The following is an 18,079-nucleotide window of genomic DNA, read 5'->3' as shown; positions in this document are numbered from 1 at the left end:
TCCCCGGCTCCCCCGCACGGGAGCCGGCCCGTACATAATGGGCTGGATACATCGGAGGTCTGGCCCGCAGGGAGGCGCGGTATGGCAGTGACCGACGAGGCGATCGAGAAGATCAAGGGGATGATCGTCTCGGGTGCGCTGCGTCCTGGCGCCCGGCTGCCCAAGGAGAGCGAGCTGGCCGCCGAGCTGGGGCTGTCCCGCAACTCGCTGCGCGAGGCGGTGCGCGCGCTGTCGCTGATCCGCATCCTGGACGTACGGCAGGGCGACGGCACCTACGTCACCAGTCTCGACCCGCAACTCCTGCTGGAGGCGCTGAGTTTCGTCGTCGACTTCCACCGCGACGACACGGTGCTGGAGTTCCTCGCCGTGCGCCGCATCCTGGAGCCGGCCGCGACGGCCCTCGCGGCCACCCGGATCGGCGAGGAGCAACTGGACGCGCTGTCGGAGCAGTTGGACAGGCTCGGTGACGAGCCGTCGGTGGAGGACCTGGTCGCCGCCGACCTGGAGTTCCACCGGGGCATCGTGCGCGGCTGCGGCAACTCCGTGCTGTGCTCCCTGCTCGACGGTCTGTCCGGTCCCACCACCCGGGCCCGGATCTGGCGCGGGCTCACCCAGAAGGACTCGGTCGGCCGCACCCTGCGCGAGCACCGGGCCATCCTCGCCGCCCTGCGGGACCGGGACGCGGAGGCGGCGCGGTCCTGGGCGACGGTGCACATCGCCAGTGTGGAGCAGTGGCTGCGGTCCACGCTGTGAGGGGTGTTTCCCGGCGTCCCGCGGGGCAGTGATGGGGTCACTCCCCTTGTGAGGGGGCTGCGGGCGCCCCGCGGGCACGCCGTAAGGTTGGGGCGTACGCGAGGGCACGTCGGAAGGAGGCGCTGGGTGATCGAGCTCGAGGGGGTTCCCGAGCTGATCGACCCGGTCATGGTGGCCGCGTTCGAGGGCTGGAACGATGCCGGTGACGCCGCCTCCGCCGCGGTCGCTCATCTGGAGCGGGAGTGGAAGGGCGAGGTGTTCGCGGCGCTGGACGCCGAGGACTACTACGACTTCCAGGTGAACCGCCCCACGGTGTTCATGGACGGCGGGATCCGCAGGATCACCTGGCCGACGACGCGGTTGTCGGTGGTCCGGGTCGGCGGCGAGAAGCCGCGCGACCTGGTGCTGGTCCGCGGTATCGAACCGTCCATGCGGTGGCGTTCGTTCTGCAACGAGATCCTCGGCTTCGCGCACGAACTCGGCGTGGAGCTGGTGGTCGTGCTGGGCGCGCTGCTCGGGGACACCCCGCACACCCGGCCGGTCCCGGTCAGCGGGACCACGTCCGACCCGGACCTGGCACGCCGCATGGATCTGGAGGAGACCAAGTACGAGGGTCCCACGGGCATCGTCGGCATCCTCCAGGAGGCGTGCACGCATGCGGGCGTGCCCGCGGTGTCGCTGTGGGCGGCGGTCCCGCACTATGTGTCGCAGCCGCCCAACCCGAAGGCCACGCTGGCCCTCCTGAACCGTCTGGAGGACCTGATCGACGTGCGGATCCCGCTGGGCGAGCTGCCCGAGGACGCACGCGCCTGGCAGGTGGGTGTGGACCAACTGGCCGCGGAGGACAGCGAGGTGGCCGAGTACGTCCAGACGCTGGAGGAGGCCCGGGACACCGCCGAGCTGCCGGAGGCGTCGGGCGAGGCGATCGCCCGCGAGTTCGAGCGCTATCTACGGCGCCGTGACGGGGCGTCGGGTCCGCCCGGCGGGCACGCCACGGCCGACGGCTCGGACGGTACGTCGTACCGGCGGGAGGGTCCGGGCGGGCGCGGCCGTCCGCCGAGGCCGCCGAAGCCGGAGACGGACCCCGATCCGGGCTCGGGTTCGGACCCGGGATCGGACTCGGGTGGCGACGAGTCGTCGGAGGACTGAGCGAAGGGGCGCCCCGTGGTGGACGGGGCGCCCCTTCGTCGTCGCGTCCGGTTACAGCGCCACGCCGAGCAGTGCGTCCACCGCGCGGGAGACGACGCCGGGCGCGCCGGTGTCCGTGCCGCCGCTCTCCTCCTGGAGGACGGTCCAGCGGTCGACGGCGGCCAGCGCGGCCGGGGCGTCCAGATCGTTGGCCAGCGCCTCGCGGATCTCCTCGACCAGCGCCTCGGCGGGCGGGCCGTCGGGGCGGGAGACCGCGGCGCGCCAGTGGCCGAGGCGGGTCACGGCGTCCTGGAGGACCTGGTCGGTCCACTCCCAGTCGGCGCGGTAGTGGTGGGCGAGCAGCGCCAGCCGGATCGCCGCCGGGTCCACGCCGTCGCGCCGCAGCTGGGACACGAAGACCAGGTTGCCCTTGGACTTGGACATCTTCTCGCCGTGCAGGGCGACCATGCCGGCGTGGACGTACGCCTTCGCCATGGGGAACTCGCCGGTGAGCGCCTGGGCGTGCGAGGCGCCCATCTCGTGGTGCGGGAAGACCAGGTCGGAGCCGCCGCCCTGGACGTCGAAGCCCATGCCGAGGTGGTCGAGGGCGATGGCCACGCACTCGATGTGCCAGCCGGGGCGGCCCCGGCCGAGGGAGCCGCCGTCCCAGCTCGGCTCGCCCTCGCGGGCGGCCATCCAGAGCATCGGGTCGACGGGGTTCTTCTTGCCCGGACGGTCCGGGTCGCCGCCGCGCTCGGCGGACAGCAGCCGCATGGCGGCGGCGTCGAGGTGGGAGACCTGGCCGAAGTGCGGGTCGGACTCGACGGAGAAGTAGACGTCGCCGTCGAGCTCGTAGGCCGCGCCGAGGTCACGCAGCCGTTCGACGAGGGGGACGATGCCGGGTATCGCCTCCACGGCGCCTATGTACTGGCGCGGGGGCAGCATCCGCAGGGCCGTCATGTCCTCACGGAACAGCGCGGTCTCGCGCTCGGCGAGCTCGGCCCAGTCGAGGCCGTCCCGGTCGGCCCGCTCCAGCAGCGGGTCGTCGACGTCGGTGACGTTCTGGACGTAGTGAACCTGCCGCTTGGTGTCGAGCCACACGCGCTGTACGAGGTCGAACGCGTTGTAGGTCGCCGCGTGTCCGATGTGGGTGGCGTCATAGGGGGTGATGCCGCAGACGTAGATACGGGCGACGGGACCGGGAGCCGAGGTGATCAGGCCGCCGGTCGCGGTGTCGTGGATCCTCAGGTCGCGGCCCTGACCAGGCAGGGCGGGGACCTCGGAAGCGGGCCAGGCATGCATGTCATGAGCCTAACCGGACCGCGGTTCGGAAAACGAACGGGAGCGGGCCGGATGACCGGGAAGGCACTCTTGCGCCGCGGCGTCCGGTGTGCAGCCGGTCTTGTTCCGGAGGGATGGCCGCCCGTGCGGACCGGGCTGCCCCCGTTCCGGACGGGCTGCCGTCCCGCTCCGGACAGACCGCCACCCGGCTCCGGACGAGCCGCCGCCCCGATTCCGGACGGGCCGCCGTTCCGTTCAGACCCAGGCCCAGGGATGACCGGCCGACCGCCGCCCGGCTCCGGACGAGCCGCCCCCTCTGGACAGGCCGCCGTTTCGTTCAGACCGGGGGCCAGGGGATGGCCGGCCAGTCGCCGCCCGGTTGTGGGTGGGTGCCGGTGGTGAGGAGGGTCTCGACGCGCGCGCGGGTGGCGTCGATCTCCGCGCGGGTGATGAGGGGGGTCAGGGCGGCGGTGAGGGGGCCGGTGTCGGCGAGGGCCGTTCTGAGGCCCTTGAGGACGTCCAGCGCCTCCGCGGTCAGGGGCTCCCCCGCCCAGCCCCACAGCAGGGTGCGGAGCTTGTCCTCGGCGTTGAAGGTGACCCCGTGGTCGATGCCGTACAGCAGGCCCTCGGCGGTGGGCAGCAGATGGCCGCCCTTGCGGTCGGCGTTGTTGATCACCGCGTCGAGGACCGCCAGCCTGCGCAGCCGCTCGTCGTCGGCGTGCACGAGCAGCGCGGTGCGGCCCTCGCCGACCTCGGCGAAGCCGATCGCCTTCCAGCCGGGTTCCGGCTCCTCGCCGTCGACCAGGGCGAGGAGTTCCGCGCCGGGCGCCGTCTCGATCCAGAGCTGGCACATGCCCTCGCCGTAGGGGCCGTCGCGGAGCACGGTGGGCGGGACGAGGCCCCAGCCGGTCGCCTCGGAGACCGCGTAGGCGGCGACCTCCCGCCCGGCGAGCGTGCCGTCGGGGAAGTCCCACAGGGGCCGCTCCCCGGCGACCGGCTTGTAGACGCAGGCGGCCTCGCGCCCCTCGTGGGTGACGGTGCAGTACAGCGCCGCGTTCGACGCCTCACGGATGCGTCCGCGCACGGTCAGCTCGCCCTCGGCGAGCAGTACGGCGGCGGCCGGGTCGGCGGCCGTCACGCTCCGCGGCGGTATCCGTTCTGGCGCGGACATACGTGTCCTTCCGGGTCGAGCGGGAGGCTGCACAGCGGGCACGGCGGCCGCCCGGCGTTGACGATGTCGAGGGCGCGCTTGGCGAAGGCCCGGGCCTGCGCGCCGGTGAGCCGGACGCGGAGCATCGGGGGTCCGTTCTCCTCGTCCTGGAGCAGCCGCTCCTCGGCCTCGGCGAGGTCCTCCTCGGAGTCGGCGTCCAGTTCGACGAGCGCCTGCGCCTCGACGATCATGCGCTGCTCCTCACCGTCCCAGGCGAGCGCCATGGTGCCGACGCGGAACTCCTCCTCCACGGGGGTGTCCAGCGGGGCGCTGTCGGTGGTCTCGGCCGGCGTCATCGCGGGCACCGCGGCGCTGCCGCCGCTGCGGCGCACGACTTCGTCGAGCAGTTCGTCCATCCGCTCGGCGAGCGCCGCGACCTGGGTCTTCTCCAGAGCCACGCTGGTCACCCGGGAGCCGGCGGAGGCCTGGAGGAAGAACGTACGGCGCCCTGGCAGTCCGACCGTGCCGGCCACGAAACGTTCCGGTTGGTCGTAGAGGAACACCTGACGGGACACGTCCTGTCTCCATTGAGAGTCGTGGGTTAAGGGCGGCTGTGTGCACGGGGACGCACTCCTGCGAACGCTTCACCCTACTGCGCCCGACGATCACGGTGCGCCCGCGCCGCCCCCGACCGTGGCGTCACCGGCCGGCGGTTCCTCGCGCGGCGCCAGGGACGCGAAGTCACCGGTGTCGCCGAGGCGGACGAGAAAGGGGCGCAACCGTGTGTAACGGATCGCGGTGATGGAACACGGTTCAACGGAAATCCGCTGGAAGAGGTCGAGATGAAGTCCGAGTGCGTCCGCGACGAGAGACTTGATGATGTCGCCGTGCGAGCACATGAGGTACACGGCGTCGGCGCCGTGATCGCGTTCCACACGCGCGTTCCATTCGCGCACCGCCTCGGCGGCGCGTGTCTGCATCGCGCGCATGGACTCCCCGCCGGGGAAGGCCGCCGCCGACGGGTGTGCCTGCACCACCTCCATCAGGGGCTCGTCCTTGAGCTCGACGAGTTTGCGGCCGGACCAGTCGCCGTAGTGGCACTCGCCGATGCGGTCGTCGGTGTGCGGGGTGAGACCGGGGCGTTCCTCCAGCAGCGGCCGGATCGTCTCCTGGCAGCGCTGGAGCGGGCTGGTGACGATCTCGGCCAGCGGCAGCCCGGCGAGCCGTCCGGGCAGGGCGGCGGCCTGGGCGGCGCCGCGGTCGTCGAGGGCGACGCCGGGCGTCCATCCGGCGAGCAGTCCCTCGGTGTTGGCGGTGGAGCGTCCGTGCCGGACCAGGAGCAACGTGGGCATGCGGCCCAGGGTAGGCGTACGCGCGGGTGTGGTGTCCGCCGAGAGAGAGGAGAGTGCGTTTCGTGATCGTCGACTGTGCCATCTACCGGGAGGGGCATCGGTCGGAGGGGCCCCAGGACTTCTCCGACGCGCTGGACGAGGCGCGGTCGGCCGGGGGGTTCGTCTGGATCGGGCTGCACGAACCGACGGCGGACGAGTTCGACCTGGTCACGCAGGAGTTCGGCCTGCATCCGCTGGCGGTCGAGGACGCCCTCAAGGCTCATCAGCGGCCCAAGCTGGAGGTGTACGACGACTCGCTCTTCGTGGTGCTGAAACCGGTCGTGTACGAGCCGCGGAGCGACACGGTCTCCTCCGGCGAGGTCATGATCTTCCTCGGTGACTCCTTCGCGGTGACCGTACGGCACGGCGAGGGCGCGCCGCTCAAGGCCGTACGGCGGCGGCTGGAGCGGGAGCCCGAGCTGCTGGGCGAGGGGCCCACGTCGGTGCTGTACGCGATCGCCGACGCCGTCGTCGACCACTACCTGGACGTGGCGACCGAGCTGCAGACCGACCTGGAGGAGCTGGAGGCGGAGGTCTTCACCCCCGACGGCGGGGGGTCGCGGCACACCGCGTCCAAGATCTACAACTTCAAGCGGCAGATCCTGGAGTTCCGCCGCGCGACCGGGCCGCTGGCGCTGCCGATGACGCGACTGGCGGGGGTGGGCTCGTACGGGGCGGGGGTGCCGTTCGTGGAGGACAGGGCGCGGCCCTTCTTCCGTGACGTGCACGACCACCTCACCCGGGTGAACGAGTCCGTGGAGGGGCTGGACCGGCTGGTCTCGGACATCCTCTCGGCGCATCTGGCGCAGATGAGCGTGCGGCAGAACGACGACATGCGGAAGATCTCCGCGTGGGCGGCCATGGCCGCGATCCCCACGATGCTCGCGGGGATCTACGGGATGAACTTCGAGCACATGCCGGAGCTGCGGTGGGAGTGGTCGTATCCGGTGGTGATCGTGGTGATGGTGGCGCTGGAGGTGCTGTTGTTCCGGCTGTTCAAGCGGCGGGGGTGGATGTGAAGGGCTGTGCCGGTGGCCGGTGGTCCGTGACCGGCGGCCGACAACCGGTCACCAGCGGCCGGTGACCGGTCACGCGAGCTCCGGTTCCGGGGTCACGGGGCCGCCGAGCGCGTCGCGGCGGGCGGGCGTCCTGAGGGAGACCATGCGGCGCCAGCCGCCCAGGCGTTCGTACGCGTACACCGCGTGGATGCCCGCCGCGAGGACCGCCGCCTTGGGCCCGGACCAGCCGAGGATGCGGCCCATGCGGGCCATCACCGCCAGGCTGACGTCCCGGTGGACGCGGATCTCCGCGAGCGCGCACGCGCGCAGGGTGCGCTGGATCTCGCGGCCGTGTCCGGCGTACGCGAGGCGCAGCAGTTCCTCGTGGCAGTAGGCGAGGTGGTTGTCCTCGTCGTCGGAGATCATCCTGACCGCGCGGCCGAGGTCGGGGTGGTCGGCGAAGTGCCTGCGGAGCAGGGTCATCTGCTCGGAGGCGCGTTGTTCGGTGACCCTGCTGTGGGCGAGGTAGGTGACGATGTCCCGCACGGTGAGCGGTTCGTCGCGCTTCAGCCGGCTGTGGGCCAGACCGATGCCCTTGTTCTCGAGGAGCATCGTGTAGTCGGTCTCCGGGGGGACCGGGACGGGTTTCAGGCCGCGCTTCCTCATCAGGGCGTTGAAGATGCGGCCGTGCTTGTCCTCGTCGGCGCCGTGTCTGGCGATCTTGGGGGCGAGTTCGCGCTGGGTCCCGGGGACCAGCGCGGCGATCCGGGCGTTCTCCCAGCCGCCCTGGGACTCGCCGCTCGCGGCGATGGAGCAGAACAGGGCGAAGGACTCGTCGTTGTCGAGGATCTCCTGGAACAGACTCTTGGCCGAAAGCATGGTGGGCCACCTCTCCGCGGGCTTTCACGGTTCCGAAGTTCCGCAAAGGAAGAGTCAAGTGCGCGGGGGGCGGGGCGGCAACAGGTGCGCCGGGCGGCTCCGCCGAAAGGGGTACGGGGCGGGGGCGCGGGAGCGTGACCGGGTGGGCCGGCGGGCGTTGGTGTGGGTGACGGCCGTGGCGGGGTGGACCCCCGAGCCCCCACCACGGCCGTGAGGACTACGCGAGGCCCGCGCGTTCCAGGGCCTCGGTGCCGGCGCGGAGCGATGCCAGGCGCTCGTCGAGCGTGAAGCCGGCCGGGGCGAGGGTGAGGGTGGTGACCCCGGCGGCGGCGTAGGCCTTCATCCGGTCGGCGATGCGGTCGACGGAGCCGAGGAGGGTCGTCCGGTCGATCAGGTCGTGGGGGACGGCCGCTGCCGCGCCCTGCTTGTCGCCGGACAGGTACTTGTCCTGGATCTCGGCGGCCTCCTGCTCGTAGCCCATGCGCCGGGCGAGCTGGTTGTAGAAGTTCTGCTTGCGGCTGCCCATGCCGCCGACGTACAGCGCGGTGTAGGGGCGGAAGGTGTCGGCGAGGGTGGTGACGTCCTTGTCGTCGCCCACGGCGAGGGGGACGGTGGGGCAGATGTCGAAGCCGTCGAGGGTCTTGCCGGCCTTCTCGCGGCCCGCGCGGAGGTGCTTGACGGCGGTGTCCTCGAGGTGGTCGGCGGAGGGGAAGATCAGCAGGGCGCCGTCGGCGATCTCGCCGGTCTGTTCGAGGTTCTTCGGGCCGATGGCGGCGATGTAGAGGGGGATGTGCTCGCGCTGGGGGTGCACGGTGAGCTTGATGGGCTTGCCGGGGCCGCCGGGGAGGGGGAGGGTCCAGTGCTCGCCGTCGTGGGTGAGGCGTTCGCGGGTCATGGCCTTGCGGATGATCTCGACGTACTCGCGGGTGCGGGCCAGCGGCTTGTCGAACTTGACGCCGTACCAGCCCTCGGAGACCTGGGGGCCGGAGACGCCGAGGCCGAGGCGGAAGCGGCCCTGGGAGAGGGAGTCCAGGGTGGCGGCCGTCATCGCGGTCATCGCGGGCTGGCGGGCGGGGATCTGGAAGATGGCCGAGCCGACGTCGATGCGCTGGGTCCGGGCGGCGACCCAGGTGAGGACGGTGGCGGCGTCGGAGCCGTAGGCCTCCGCGGCCCAGCAGACGGCGTATCCGAGGCGGTCCGCCTCCTGGGCCACGGCGAGGTTGTCCGCGTCCATTCCGGCACCCCAGTAGCCGAGGTTGATCCCTAGCTGCATGGCGGCTTTCCCCTTACCGATGAGTAACGTCGTTGGTGCGGAGACCATATACCTCCGGTGGGCGGGCGGGAGGACCGCGGCGCGGCTTTCGGCCCGGCGGGGGCGGGGGACCTGCGCCCGCCGGGCCGGAAATCCGTTGTCCACAGGCCCTCCCACCTCGCGCTCCGGCCAGTAATCTCGGCGTTCATGGAGCAGAGGCATCTCGGCCGTACCGGCCTGCGTGTGTCCCGGATCGGGCTCGGGACCCTGACCTGGGGTCGGGACACCGACGAGCACGACGCCGCGGACCTCCTGAAGACCTTCTGGGAAGCCGGCGGGACCCTCGTCGACACCGCCGACGTGTACGGCGACGGAGAGTCCGAGTACCTGCTCGGCAGGCTGATGGAGGGACTCGTCCCCCGCCGGGACCTCGTCATCTCGACGAAGGCCGGGAGCGTACCCGACCCGGACCGCCGGTTCGACGGCTCGCGCGGTCATCTGCTCTCCGCCCTGGACGCCTCGCTCGCCCGCCTCGGCACCGACTACGTCGACGTGTGGCACGTCCACGCCTACGACCCCGCCACCCCGTTGGACGAGACGCTGGAGGCGCTCGACATCGCCGTCGGCAGCGGGCGCGTGCGCTACGCCGGTGTCTCCAACTTCTGCGGCTGGCAGCTGGCCAAGGCGGCGACCTGGCAGCTCGCCGCGCCGGGCGCGCGGACCCGGCTGGCGAGCACCCAGATGGAGTACTCGCTGCTCCAGCGGGGCGTGGAGCGCGAGGTCCTTCCCGCCGCGCTCGATCTGGGCATCGGGCTGCTGCCGTCCTCGCCGCTCGGCCGGGGCGTACTCACCGGCAAGTACCGCAACGACGCCGCGCCGGTGGACTCCCGGGGCGCCTCGGAGCATCTCGCCCCGTTCGTCGCGCCGTATCTCGACGACACGGCGAGCCGCATCGTGGACGCCGTGACCACGGCGGCGGACGGGCTCGCCGTGACCGCGCTGCAGGTGGCCCTCGCCTGGGTCCGTGACCGTCCCGGTGTGGCCGCCCCCATCGTCGGCGCGCGCACCGCGCGGCAGCTCACGGCGGCGTTGTCAGTGGAGGCGCTTAGTCTTCCTGACGAGATCTGCCGGGCGCTCGACGACGTGTCGGCGCCCGTGCACCGCTATCCCGATCACGACTGGAGCACGCTGTGAGCACGGAGCCGCCCGAGACCGCGGAGGACGCCGAGGAGCCGGGGACGCCCGCCGAGGGCGCGCAGGTGTCCGAGGGCGCGCAGGTGTCCGAGGCCGAGGCGGAGCTGGTCGCGCAGCGTGTGGAGCGGGAGCGGATCGAGCGGCGGAAGGCGGAGCGGCAGGGTCCGATCGAGGCCGGGGGCAAGCTGAGCGGCACGGCCGCGGATCTGCTGGCCGCCGTGCGGGCCGTGGAGAGCGGTGAGAAGCCGGCCACCACCGTGTTCGAGGAGGCCGGGACCGCGCCGCGGCGGCCCGCTCCCGAACCCGTGCGGCGGGCACCGGAGGCGGCCCCCCGCCCGGTGGCTCCGGCCGCCGGTGCCGTCGAGGACGTGCGGGGGGTGCTGGTCCAGGGGGGTGCGCCGGAGGGGCTTGCCGTCCAGGCCGCCGGTGTGTTCGGGGACGGGGGCGCCGATGTGCTGCGCGCCGATCCCTGGCAGTTGCTGCGGGTTCCCGGGGTGCGGCCCGAGCAGGCGGACGGGTTCGCCCGTGCGCTGCTCGGCGCCGGGACGGGGCCGGACGACGAGCGGCGGGGGCGGGCGGTCACCGTGTGGCTGCTGGAGCAGGCCGCGCTCGCCGGGCACACCGTGCTGGAGATGGCCGCGCTGGTCACCGCGCTGGGGCGGCAGGGGGTGCCGGAGCCCGAGGAGGCCGTGCGGGACGCCGCCTCGGAGGGGGACGTGCTCGTTTTCCAGGACGCCGCCGGCGAAGCCGGTGACGCCGGGGAGGACGAGGAGCGGCCGGTCCGGGTGCTGGTGGGGCTGGAGCGGTATGCGATGGCCGAGGAGAGTCTGGCCGACGGGCTGGCCCGGCTGGTCAACTCCGTGACCGGGCCGGACGGCGCGGGTGAGGAGTGGGAGCGTGCGGCCGCCTCGGCGGAGGGTTCCGCGGGTGAGCTGATCCGGGCGGTCGCCGGGCACGGGCTGGTGCTGCACACCGGTGGGGAGGCCTCGCTGGCCGATCCCGCGGCGCTGGTGAGCGCCGCGCGAGGTCTGGGGCTGCGGGTCTGGGCCGCCGCCCACGGTCCGGTGGGGCGTGCCCGGTTCGCGGGACTGGTCGAGGGGGCCGGGGTCGCCACCGTCGCGGGGCTGCTGTCCGGTGCCGAGGGGCCCGGGCGGGACGCCGACGGGGCGCTGGACGTGGATCTGCTGGTGGTGCTCGACGCCCCGCAGCTGGACGTGGAGACCGCCGCGCTGGTGACGGAGTCGCTGCCGGACGGGGCGCGGCTGGTGCTGGCCGGTGATCCGGGAGTGCTGTGGTCGGTGGGGCCCGGGCGGGTGTTCGCGGATCTGCTGGCGGCGCGGGTCTGCCCGCAGATCGCCTCACGGCGGCCGGATCCCGGCCCGCTGGGCGAGCTGGTCTCGGGGATCGGGGTCGGCGAGCTGAACCAGGTGGCGGCGCCCGGCAAGGAGGTCGTGATCGTGCCGGTGCGGGACGCGGGAGAGGCCGTGCACCGGACCGTGCAGCTGGTGGCGGACTCGGTGCCGCGCGCGATCGGGGTACCGGCCGAGGAGACCCGGGTGATCACCCCGGGGCACGGGGGCGCGGTGGGGACGCGTGTGCTGAACGCGGCGCTGAAGGAGCGGCTGAACCCGGGGCCGGGGCGCTTCGGCGGGTTCGATCCGGGTGACCGGGTCGCCTACTCCCCCGCTCCGGGACGTACGCTGCCGGGCCGCGTGGTGCGGGCCGACGGCGAGGGGCTGCACCTGGAGTGCGGGGGTGAGGAGATCGTCGTACCGAGGGAGCGGGTGGAGTCGTCCGTGCGGCACGGGTGGGCGCTGACCGCGCACCAGGCGGTGGGCTGCCGGTGGCCCGCGGTGGTCGTAGTGCTGCCCGGTGACGCCGTGCCGGCGCTGAGCCGGCCCTGGGTGTACACGGCGTTCAGCAGGGCCGACCGGCATCTGTCCGTGGTGCACGGCGTGGAGCAGGCGCTGCCGCGCGCCGTGGCCGAGGTGACGGCGAAGCCGCGGACCACCCGGCTGCCGGAGCTGCTGGCCCCGCAGGTGCCGGTGGCGGAGGGCTGATCCCGGCCCGTGCGCGGGCGGCGGCACCGGGGGTGCCGCCGCCGTGCGGGGCGGGTGCGGTCAGCGGTCCGCGTCGAGGGGTTCCAGGTCCCCGTCCTCGTCCAGGCCCGGATCCAGCTCGTCCTCCAGGTCCTCCTCGTCGTCGTCGAGGTCCCCGTCGTCGTCGAAGACCGCGCTGACGTCGAAGCGGCACACCACCTGCTGCGGGTCCACCTGCTCGAACGGCGCCTCCAGCCACTCGCCGGGTTCCGCGGGGTCGTCCGATGCCGTCACCCAGAGCGTGGAGTCGCCTTCCTCCAGACCGAACTCCTTGTGCCGGGAGGCGATCTCGTCCGGCTCGAACTCGCCGAACAGCAGGCCGAGCGCGCCGTGGACGGTGCCCGACGCCTCCGAGGTCTCGTCGTCCGCCGCCTCGATCCGCTGGGCGTGCGCGCGCAGCCGCTGGGGTTCCACGACGGCGTAGTCGCGGCGGATCAGCACGCTGAGCGCCGCCGGTTCCTCGGGACCGGTGTAGGGCGGCGCGTCCTCCGCGCCGGGGATCTCGAAGGGGGTGACTTCGTCATAGCGGTCGTAGAGCAGTTCGTCGTACGTCTCCGCGGCCGCGGCCAGCTGGTTGAACGCCTCGTAGACGGCCGGGTCGTCCTCCCCCGACCGGCGTTCGACCGCGGCCAGGTGGCGGTCGAGCGCGGTCTTGACCGCCTCGGCGGCGGCGCGTACCTCGGCAGCGGTGGGCTGCGCAGCATCAGACATAGTGCAGACGCTATCCGTACCGGGGCCCGGCCCGCACAATAGATGCGATGCCGGAATACGAATTTGTCGACGTGCACGTACCGCGCGGGGTCTCCCGCAAGGAAACGACACGTCTGCTGACGGACCATGCAGAGTACGGTCACTGGGAGTTGTACCGCCTGACGCTGATGCGTGACGGCAGTCGCAGGGTGCGGCTGCGGAGGCGGATCATCCGCCAGGTGCGCGCCACCTGGTGATCTTCGACACCCGACCGGAATCACACGACGGAGCGGACCCCGCGGTCGCGGGGTCCGCTCCGTGTGTCCGGTGTCACGCGGCGGTCCGTGCCTTGCGGTAGAGGACCGCGCCGGCGAGCAGCGCGCCCGCGCCGACGGGCAGGACGAGACCCATCGGCAGCTCGCTGCCGGTCTGCGCGAGCTGCGCGTCGTGCCGGGGCTGGGTGAGGGAGTGGACGCCCGGCCGGTCGCCGGCCGAGGGGCGGTCCGGGGTGCCCGGCTCGTCACCGGGGTGCCCGGGGTCGCCGGGGTCACCCGGGTCGCCGGGCTGTCCCGGGGTGTCGTGGCCCGGGTCGCCGTTCGCGCAGTCGTTGCCCTCGGTGGCGTTTCCGGCGCCCAGGATGTCGACACTGTCGCCGCAGACGTTCACCGGGACGTGGATCGGTACCTGGACGTGGTTGCCGGAACCGACGCCGGGCGAGCCCTCGGCGTACCCGTCGGCGTGCGCACCGCCGTGGCCGCCATGACCGCCGTGGCCGCCATGACCGCACGTTCACCGGCACGTGCACCGGCGCCTGCACCACGTTCCCGGACAGCACACCGGGCGAGCCCTCGGCGTACCCGTCGGCGTGCGCACCGCCGTGACCGCCCGAGTCGCCGTACCCGTCCGGGTCGCCGTACGTTCACCGGCACGTGCACCGGCGCCTGCACCACGTTCCCGGACAGCACACCGGGCGAGCCCTCGGCGTACCCGTCGGCGTGCGCACCGCCGTGACCGTCCGAGGAGGAGCCACTCTGGTTGGCGCAGGAGTTCCCCACGGACGGATTGAGGACACCGACGACGTCGACCGTGTTGCCGCAGACGTTCACCGGGACGTCCACCGGCGCCTGCACCGTGTTCCCGGAGAGCACGCCGGGTGAGCCGGCGGAGTGGCCCGTCGCGCCGGAGTCGGCGTGGGCGGCCCCGCTCGCGGCGGCGAGTACGCCCGTGGCGGCCGCCATCGTCATCAGGCCCTTGCGGGTGACCTGTCGCATTGCTGAAATCCCTGCCTTCGACCTGGTGCCGGGAATCGGTGTTCCGACGGATTCCCGGTGTTCCGACGTTCGGTGAGACCGGTCGGCCCCGGAGCGCATGGCGCGCGCTCCGGGGCCGACGGGCTCGAGCCCTCAGCGGGCATGCCCTAGAGGGCGAGGCACAACGTCACTTGTTGATGCAGACGTTGCCGAAGGCGGGGTTCAGCAGCCCGATCACGGAGATCGTGTTGCCGCAGACGTTCACGGGGACGTGGATCGGGGCCTGCACGACGTTGCCGGAAAGGACACCCGGGGAGTGCACGGCGGCACCCTGGGCACCGGAGTCGGCGGCGGCCATGCCCGCGCCCGCGAGAACCAGACCACCGGTGGCGGCGGCGACGGCGACGACCTTCTTCAGCATTATTCCTCCTTGTTGGCAAAGCGATCCAAAGTCGCGGATCACATCACGGCTAACGAGGACGGAGTAATGAGGCTACGAGCTTATCGTCGCATTCACTCTTCTCAGTCAACTCCGCACGTATGGACGATTATTGAGGTCATCGGGTAACCGTCTCAGCTCGCGTCGAGGAAGCGGTCGAGCACCCGCACGCCGAACTTCAGGCCGTCCACCGGCACCCGCTCGTCGACCCCGTGGAACATGCCGGCGAAGTCCAGCTCCGGGGGCAGCTTGAGGGGCGCGAAGCCGAAGCCCCGGATGCCGAGGTCGTCGAAGGACTTGGCGTCCGTCCCGCCGGAGAGCATGTACGGGACGGCCTTCGCGGCCGGGTCCTCGGCCACCAGCGCGGACTGCATCGCGTCCACGAGGGCTCCGTCGAACGTGGTCTCGACGGCCTTGTCGGAGTGGACGTCCTCGCGCCGCACCTTCGGACCGAGGATCCGGTCGAGGTCGGCGAGGAACTCCTCCTCGTGCCCGGGCAGGAAACGGCCGTCCACGTGTGCGGTCGCCTCACCCGGGATGACGTTGACCTTGTAGCCCGCGCCCAGCTGGGTGGGGTTGGCGGTGTTGCTCAGCGTCGCGCCGATGAGCTTGGCGATGCCGCCGAGCCTGGCGAGGGTCCCCTCCATGTTCTCCGGGTCGAGCTCGGTCCCGAGGGCGTCACCCAGCTCGTCGAGGAAGGCCCGGGTCGTCTTCGTGACGCGGACCGGGAACGTGTGCCGGCCGAGGCGCGCGACGGCCTCCGACAGCTCGGTGATGGCGTTGTCGCGGTGGATCATCGACCCGTGCCCGGCGGTGCCGGCCACGGTCAGCTTCATCCAGTGCATGCCCTTCTCGGCCGTCTGGATCAGATACAGCCGGCGCTGCTCGCTGACGGTGAACGAGAAGCCGCCCACCTCGCTGATCGCCTCGGTGACGCCCTCGAAGAGGTCCGGGTGGTGGTCGACCAGGTGGCGGGCGCCGTACGTCCCTCCGGCCTCCTCGTCGGCGAGGAAGGCGAGGACGACGTCGCGCGGGGGCTTGCGTCCGCTGCGCATCCGGTCGCGGACGACCGCGAGGGTCATCGCGTCCATGTCCTTCATGTCGACGGCCCCGCGCCCCCACACGCATCCGTCGGCGATCTCGCCGGAGAAGGGGTGGTGGGTCCAGTCGTCGGCGTTGGCCGGTACGACGTCGGTGTGGCCGTGGATGAGCAGCGCGGGCCGGGACGGGTCCTCGCCCTCGATCCGGGCCACCGTGGAGGCGCGCCCCGGGTGCGACTCGAAGATCCGCGGTTCCAGGCCCACCTCGGCGAGCTTCTCGGCGACGTACTCGGCCGCCTTGCGCTCGCCGGGGCCCGAGTGGTCGCCGTAGTTGCTGGTGTCGATCCGGATCAGCTCGCGGCAGAGGTCCACGACCTCGTCCTCACCGGTGACGCTCCTGGCCGTGTCCGTCTCGCTCACGTGCTTCCTCCCGCTGCTGGTGTTCCCGCTGGTGGGTCCTCCCCTCATCCTCTCTCCCCCGCGGGCGCGCCCCAAGACCCGGCCCGGTCCGCCATGCGCCGTTCACGTGACGGCGCGGCCGGGCGGGGGTGATCGGCCACCCCGGAACACCTGGTAATGTTTACGTCGTCGCCACGGGGGAAACCCCGCGCGACAGACACCTTGTCCGGGTGGCGGAATGGCAGACGCGCTAGCTTGAGGTGCTAGTGCCCTTTATCGGGCGTGGGGGTTCAAGTCCCCCCTCGGACACATGAAGCGCGAGGGCCGCGACCACGAGGTCGCGGCCCTCGGGCGTTGTCGCGGAGGCCGACCATGACCACACGTTCCTGCCCCTGCGGGCTCCCCGAGGCGTACGAGGACTGCTGCGGGCGCTTTCATTCCGGGAGCGCCGCCGCCCCCACCGCCGAGCGGCTGATGCGGTCGCGGTACTGCGCGTTCGTGCGGCGGGACGGTACGTATCTGCTGCGGACCTGGCATCCGCGGACGCGGCCGGAGCGGATCGACTTCGATCCCGGGATGCGGTGGACCGGGCTGGAGGTCCTGGACACGAGCGACGGGTCCGCCTTCCACTCCACCGGGACGGTGACCTTCCGGGCCTCCTACCGGGGCGGTTCGCTGCACGAGCGCAGCCGGTTCGAGCGGGTCGACGGGGCCTGGGTGTACGTCGACGGGGAGTTCCTGGACTGACCTCCACGGGGGCGTCCCCGTACGGCCGTCAGGGCGCCAGGATGTCCAGTTCCTGGAGGGCGCCCTCGGTGATCTCGCGGGTCAGTTTCTCCGCGCGGGCGGGGTCGCGTTCGCGGACCGCCTCGGCGAGCTGGACGTGGAGGGTGACGGCGGCGGGGTCGGGGTCCTCGAACATCACGTCGTGGTGGGTGCGGCCGGACAGCACCTCGGCGACGACGTCGCCGAGGCGGGCGAACATCTCGTTGCCGGAGGCGGTCAGGATCACGCGGTGGAACGCCACGTCGTGGAGGAGGTAGCCCTCCAGGCGGTGGCCGCTGGAGTTGGCGACCATGCCGAGGGCGCACTCGGTGAGTTCGGCGCACTGCTCCGGGGTGGCGTGGCGGGCGGCCAGGCCGGCCGCGACGGGCTCGATCGCCGAGCGCAGCACCGTGAGGGAGCGGAGCTGGCGGGGGCGGTCCGCGCCGGCCAGGCGCCAGCGGATGACCTGGGGGTCGTACACGTTCCACTCGTGGGGCGGCAGGACCGTCACGCCCACACGGCGGCGGGACTCGACCAGGTGCATGGACTCCAGGACGCGGACGACCTCGCGCATCACGGAGCGCGACACGTCGAAGCGCTGTGCGAGTTCGTCGGTGCGCAGGACGCTGCCGGGCGGGTACTCGCCGGCGGTGATCTCGGGGCCGAGGGTGTCCAGTACGCGGCCGTGCAGCCCCCGGCCCGTGGTGCTCATGCACTCAGAGTACGGGGCGGGTCACGGGAACAAAAAGTCAGACTTATATGTCACAGACTCTTGAATTCGTCGTACCTAATGAGCTTCAGTTGCGTCGACATCAGGTGTCGACGAAGACAGCGGACAGTGAGGCAGCGATGAAGACCCCCCATGTCGTCGTGGTCATGGGCGTCGCGGGCACCGGGAAGACCACCATCGGTCCCCTGCTCGCGGCCCGGTTCGGCGTCCCGTACGCCGAGGGCGACGACTTCCACCCGCCGGCCAACATCGCCAAGATGTCGGCCGGTACCCCGCTCACCGACGACGACCGGTGGCCCTGGCTGGACGCCATCGGCGACTGGGCGCACGGCCGGGCCGGTCTCGGCGGGGTGGTCAGCTGCTCGGCGCTGAAGCGGTCGTACCGCGACCGGCTGCGGGCCGCCGCGCCCGGCGTGCTCTTCGTGCACCTCTCCGGTGACCGCGCGCTCGTCGAGGACCGGATGTCGCACCGGCAGGGCCACTTCATGCCCACGGCGCTGCTCGACTCCCAGTTCGCCACGCTCCAGCCGCTGGAGCCGGATGAGGCCGGAGTCGCCGTGGACGTGACGGGCAGCCCCGAGGAGATCACCGCGCGGGCGGCCGCCGCCCTGGACGCCCTCTGAGAGCCGGCCCCGTAGGTC

Annotated in this window: 19 protein-coding genes, 1 tRNA gene and 1 pseudogene; 9 read left to right on the top strand and 12 right to left on the bottom strand. The window is 72.4% G+C overall.

Translation table 11 applies throughout. From position 1 onward, the window contains the following. The first annotated feature begins 81 nt into the window (after positions 1-81). Positions 82-753 carry a FadR/GntR family transcriptional regulator gene (locus tag IH50_RS0126375; RefSeq protein ID WP_030867249.1) on the top strand — a complete coding sequence of 224 codons (672 nt, stop codon included), beginning with the start codon at positions 82-84 and terminating at the stop codon, positions 751-753. A gap of 126 nt (positions 754-879) precedes the next feature. Beyond that, complete coding sequence (locus IH50_RS0126370; RefSeq protein ID WP_037872929.1) at positions 880-1,902, top strand: PAC2 family protein; 1,023 nt, start codon at positions 880-882, stop codon at positions 1,900-1,902. 51 nt (positions 1,903-1,953) lie between these two features. On the opposite strand, the gene mshC is transcribed toward IH50_RS0126370, so the two are convergent. From mshC to IH50_RS0126350, 4 genes are all read right to left on the bottom strand, one after another. Next, the gene (gene mshC / locus IH50_RS0126365; protein WP_030867245.1) at positions 1,954-3,183 is read right to left on the bottom strand and encodes a cysteine--1-D-myo-inosityl 2-amino-2-deoxy-alpha-D-glucopyranoside ligase; all 1,230 of its coding nucleotides are present in this window, start codon (positions 3,181-3,183) and stop codon (positions 1,954-1,956) included. Between the two features lie 316 nt (positions 3,184-3,499). Then, positions 3,500-4,333 (bottom strand): SCO1664 family protein, encoded by an 834-nt coding sequence (locus IH50_RS0126360; protein ID WP_199822134.1) that lies wholly within the window; start codon positions 4,331-4,333, stop codon positions 3,500-3,502. Then, positions 4,297-4,887 (bottom strand): DUF3090 domain-containing protein, encoded by a 591-nt coding sequence (locus IH50_RS0126355; protein WP_030867241.1) that lies wholly within the window; start codon positions 4,885-4,887, stop codon positions 4,297-4,299. Before IH50_RS0126355 ends, IH50_RS0126360 begins: the two co-directional genes overlap by 37 nt. A gap of 90 nt (positions 4,888-4,977) precedes the next feature. Next, complete coding sequence (locus IH50_RS0126350) at positions 4,978-5,664, bottom strand: histidine phosphatase family protein (RefSeq protein ID WP_030867239.1); 687 nt, start codon at positions 5,662-5,664, stop codon at positions 4,978-4,980. A 62-nt stretch (positions 5,665-5,726) separates the two neighbouring features. Here IH50_RS0126350 and corA point away from each other — a divergent pair, with 62 nt between their 5' ends. Beyond that, on the top strand, positions 5,727-6,722 hold the full coding sequence (corA, locus tag IH50_RS0126345; RefSeq protein WP_030867237.1) for a magnesium/cobalt transporter CorA: 996 nt from the start codon (positions 5,727-5,729) through the stop codon (positions 6,720-6,722). 69 nt (positions 6,723-6,791) lie between these two features. Here the strand turns inward: corA and IH50_RS0126340 are convergent, their stop codons facing one another. Then, on the bottom strand, positions 6,792-7,580 hold the full coding sequence (locus tag IH50_RS0126340; protein ID WP_030867235.1) for a ferritin-like domain-containing protein: 789 nt from the start codon (positions 7,578-7,580) through the stop codon (positions 6,792-6,794). 217 nt (positions 7,581-7,797) lie between these two features. Next, positions 7,798-8,853, bottom strand: a complete 1,056-nt coding sequence (locus IH50_RS0126335) for an LLM class F420-dependent oxidoreductase (protein WP_030867234.1) — start codon at positions 8,851-8,853, stop codon at positions 7,798-7,800. A gap of 186 nt (positions 8,854-9,039) precedes the next feature. Between IH50_RS0126335 and IH50_RS0126330 the strand changes: the two genes are divergently transcribed. Both IH50_RS0126330 and IH50_RS0126325 read left to right on the top strand, forming a co-directional pair. Continuing rightward, complete coding sequence (locus IH50_RS0126330; RefSeq protein ID WP_030867231.1) at positions 9,040-10,026, top strand: aldo/keto reductase; 987 nt, start codon at positions 9,040-9,042, stop codon at positions 10,024-10,026. Beyond that, positions 10,023-12,086: an ATP-dependent DNA helicase gene (locus IH50_RS0126325; RefSeq protein ID WP_030867228.1), complete on the top strand. Its 2,064-nt coding sequence runs from the start codon at positions 10,023-10,025 to the stop codon at positions 12,084-12,086. The genes IH50_RS0126330 and IH50_RS0126325 overlap by 4 nt, the downstream gene beginning before the upstream one ends. Before the next feature lie 60 nt (positions 12,087-12,146). Here the strand turns inward: IH50_RS0126325 and IH50_RS0126320 are convergent, their stop codons facing one another. After that, a complete protein-coding gene (locus IH50_RS0126320; protein WP_030867223.1) occupies positions 12,147-12,836 on the bottom strand; it encodes a hypothetical protein in 690 nt (229 codons plus the stop codon). 47 nt (positions 12,837-12,883) lie between these two features. Here IH50_RS0126320 and IH50_RS0126315 point away from each other — a divergent pair, with 47 nt between their 5' ends. After that, on the top strand, positions 12,884-13,072 hold the full coding sequence (locus IH50_RS0126315) for a DUF5703 family protein (protein WP_030867220.1): 189 nt from the start codon (positions 12,884-12,886) through the stop codon (positions 13,070-13,072). 73 nt (positions 13,073-13,145) lie between these two features. On the opposite strand, the pseudogene IH50_RS43345 reads toward IH50_RS0126315, so the two are convergent. From IH50_RS43345 to IH50_RS0126295, 4 genes and pseudogenes are all read right to left on the bottom strand, one after another. Further along, positions 13,146-13,511, bottom strand: a pseudogene (locus IH50_RS43345) (chaplin); the annotation flags it as partial. Then, positions 13,478-14,086 carry a chaplin gene (locus IH50_RS43610; RefSeq protein WP_420709117.1) on the bottom strand — a complete coding sequence of 203 codons (609 nt, stop codon included), beginning with the start codon at positions 14,084-14,086 and terminating at the stop codon, positions 13,478-13,480. The pseudogene IH50_RS43345 and the gene IH50_RS43610, both read right to left, overlap by 34 nt. Positions 14,087-14,252: 166 nt before the next feature. Then, a complete protein-coding gene (gene chpH, locus IH50_RS0126300; protein ID WP_030867217.1) occupies positions 14,253-14,486 on the bottom strand; it encodes a chaplin ChpH in 234 nt (77 codons plus the stop codon). Between the two features lie 152 nt (positions 14,487-14,638). Beyond that, a complete protein-coding gene (locus IH50_RS0126295) occupies positions 14,639-15,964 on the bottom strand; it encodes a M20/M25/M40 family metallo-hydrolase (protein ID WP_030867214.1) in 1,326 nt (441 codons plus the stop codon). 203 nt (positions 15,965-16,167) lie between these two features. Here IH50_RS0126295 and IH50_RS0126290 point away from each other — a divergent pair. Further along, positions 16,168-16,252 (top strand) — tRNA-Leu (locus IH50_RS0126290). Between the two features lie 63 nt (positions 16,253-16,315). Next, positions 16,316-16,690, top strand: a complete 375-nt coding sequence (locus IH50_RS0126285; RefSeq protein ID WP_030867213.1) for a YchJ family protein — start codon at positions 16,316-16,318, stop codon at positions 16,688-16,690. Between the two features lie 28 nt (positions 16,691-16,718). Here the strand turns inward: IH50_RS0126285 and IH50_RS0126280 are convergent, their stop codons facing one another. Beyond that, positions 16,719-17,420, bottom strand: a complete 702-nt coding sequence (locus IH50_RS0126280) for a FadR/GntR family transcriptional regulator (RefSeq protein WP_030867210.1) — start codon at positions 17,418-17,420, stop codon at positions 16,719-16,721. 137 nt (positions 17,421-17,557) lie between these two features. On the opposite strand from IH50_RS0126280, the gene IH50_RS0126275 reads away from it, so the two are divergent. Beyond that, the gene (locus IH50_RS0126275; RefSeq protein WP_030867208.1) at positions 17,558-18,061 is read left to right on the top strand and encodes a gluconokinase; all 504 of its coding nucleotides are present in this window, start codon (positions 17,558-17,560) and stop codon (positions 18,059-18,061) included. Positions 18,062-18,079: the final 18 nt, after the last annotated feature.

Source organism: Streptomyces sp. NRRL S-37 (assembly GCF_000721605.1).
GTDB lineage: Bacteria > Actinomycetota > Actinomycetes > Streptomycetales > Streptomycetaceae > Streptomyces.
Note: the sequence above shows the minus strand (reverse complement) of the source record. Positions and strands in the feature narration are given on the sequence as shown.

What these genes read in the sequence shown, in the direction of transcription:
- chpH (WP_030867217.1), bottom strand. Translation starts at nt 14,486, where the DNA reads ATGCTGAAGAAGGTCGTCGCCGTCGCCGCCGCCACCGGTGGTCTGGTT.
- IH50_RS0126360 (WP_199822134.1), bottom strand. Translation starts at nt 4,333, where the DNA reads ATGTCCGCGCCAGAACGGATACCGCCGCGGAGCGTGACGGCCGCCGAC.
- IH50_RS0126285 (WP_030867213.1), top strand. Translation starts at nt 16,316, where the DNA reads ATGACCACACGTTCCTGCCCCTGCGGGCTCCCCGAGGCGTACGAGGAC.
- IH50_RS43610 (WP_420709117.1), bottom strand. Translation starts at nt 14,086, where the DNA reads ATGCGACAGGTCACCCGCAAGGGCCTGATGACGATGGCGGCCGCCACG.
- IH50_RS0126340 (WP_030867235.1), bottom strand. Translation starts at nt 7,580, where the DNA reads ATGCTTTCGGCCAAGAGTCTGTTCCAGGAGATCCTCGACAACGACGAG.
- IH50_RS0126335 (WP_030867234.1), bottom strand. Translation starts at nt 8,853, where the DNA reads ATGCAGCTAGGGATCAACCTCGGCTACTGGGGTGCCGGAATGGACGCG.
- IH50_RS0126320 (WP_030867223.1), bottom strand. Translation starts at nt 12,836, where the DNA reads ATGTCTGATGCTGCGCAGCCCACCGCTGCCGAGGTACGCGCCGCCGCC.
- IH50_RS0126315 (WP_030867220.1), top strand. Translation starts at nt 12,884, where the DNA reads ATGCCGGAATACGAATTTGTCGACGTGCACGTACCGCGCGGGGTCTCC.
- IH50_RS0126275 (WP_030867208.1), top strand. Translation starts at nt 17,558, where the DNA reads ATGAAGACCCCCCATGTCGTCGTGGTCATGGGCGTCGCGGGCACCGGG.
- mshC (WP_030867245.1), bottom strand. Translation starts at nt 3,183, where the DNA reads ATGCATGCCTGGCCCGCTTCCGAGGTCCCCGCCCTGCCTGGTCAGGGC.
- IH50_RS0126280 (WP_030867210.1), bottom strand. Translation starts at nt 17,420, where the DNA reads ATGAGCACCACGGGCCGGGGGCTGCACGGCCGCGTACTGGACACCCTC.
- IH50_RS0126375 (WP_030867249.1), top strand. Translation starts at nt 82, where the DNA reads ATGGCAGTGACCGACGAGGCGATCGAGAAGATCAAGGGGATGATCGTC.
- IH50_RS0126350 (WP_030867239.1), bottom strand. Translation starts at nt 5,664, where the DNA reads ATGCCCACGTTGCTCCTGGTCCGGCACGGACGCTCCACCGCCAACACC.
- IH50_RS0126330 (WP_030867231.1), top strand. Translation starts at nt 9,040, where the DNA reads ATGGAGCAGAGGCATCTCGGCCGTACCGGCCTGCGTGTGTCCCGGATC.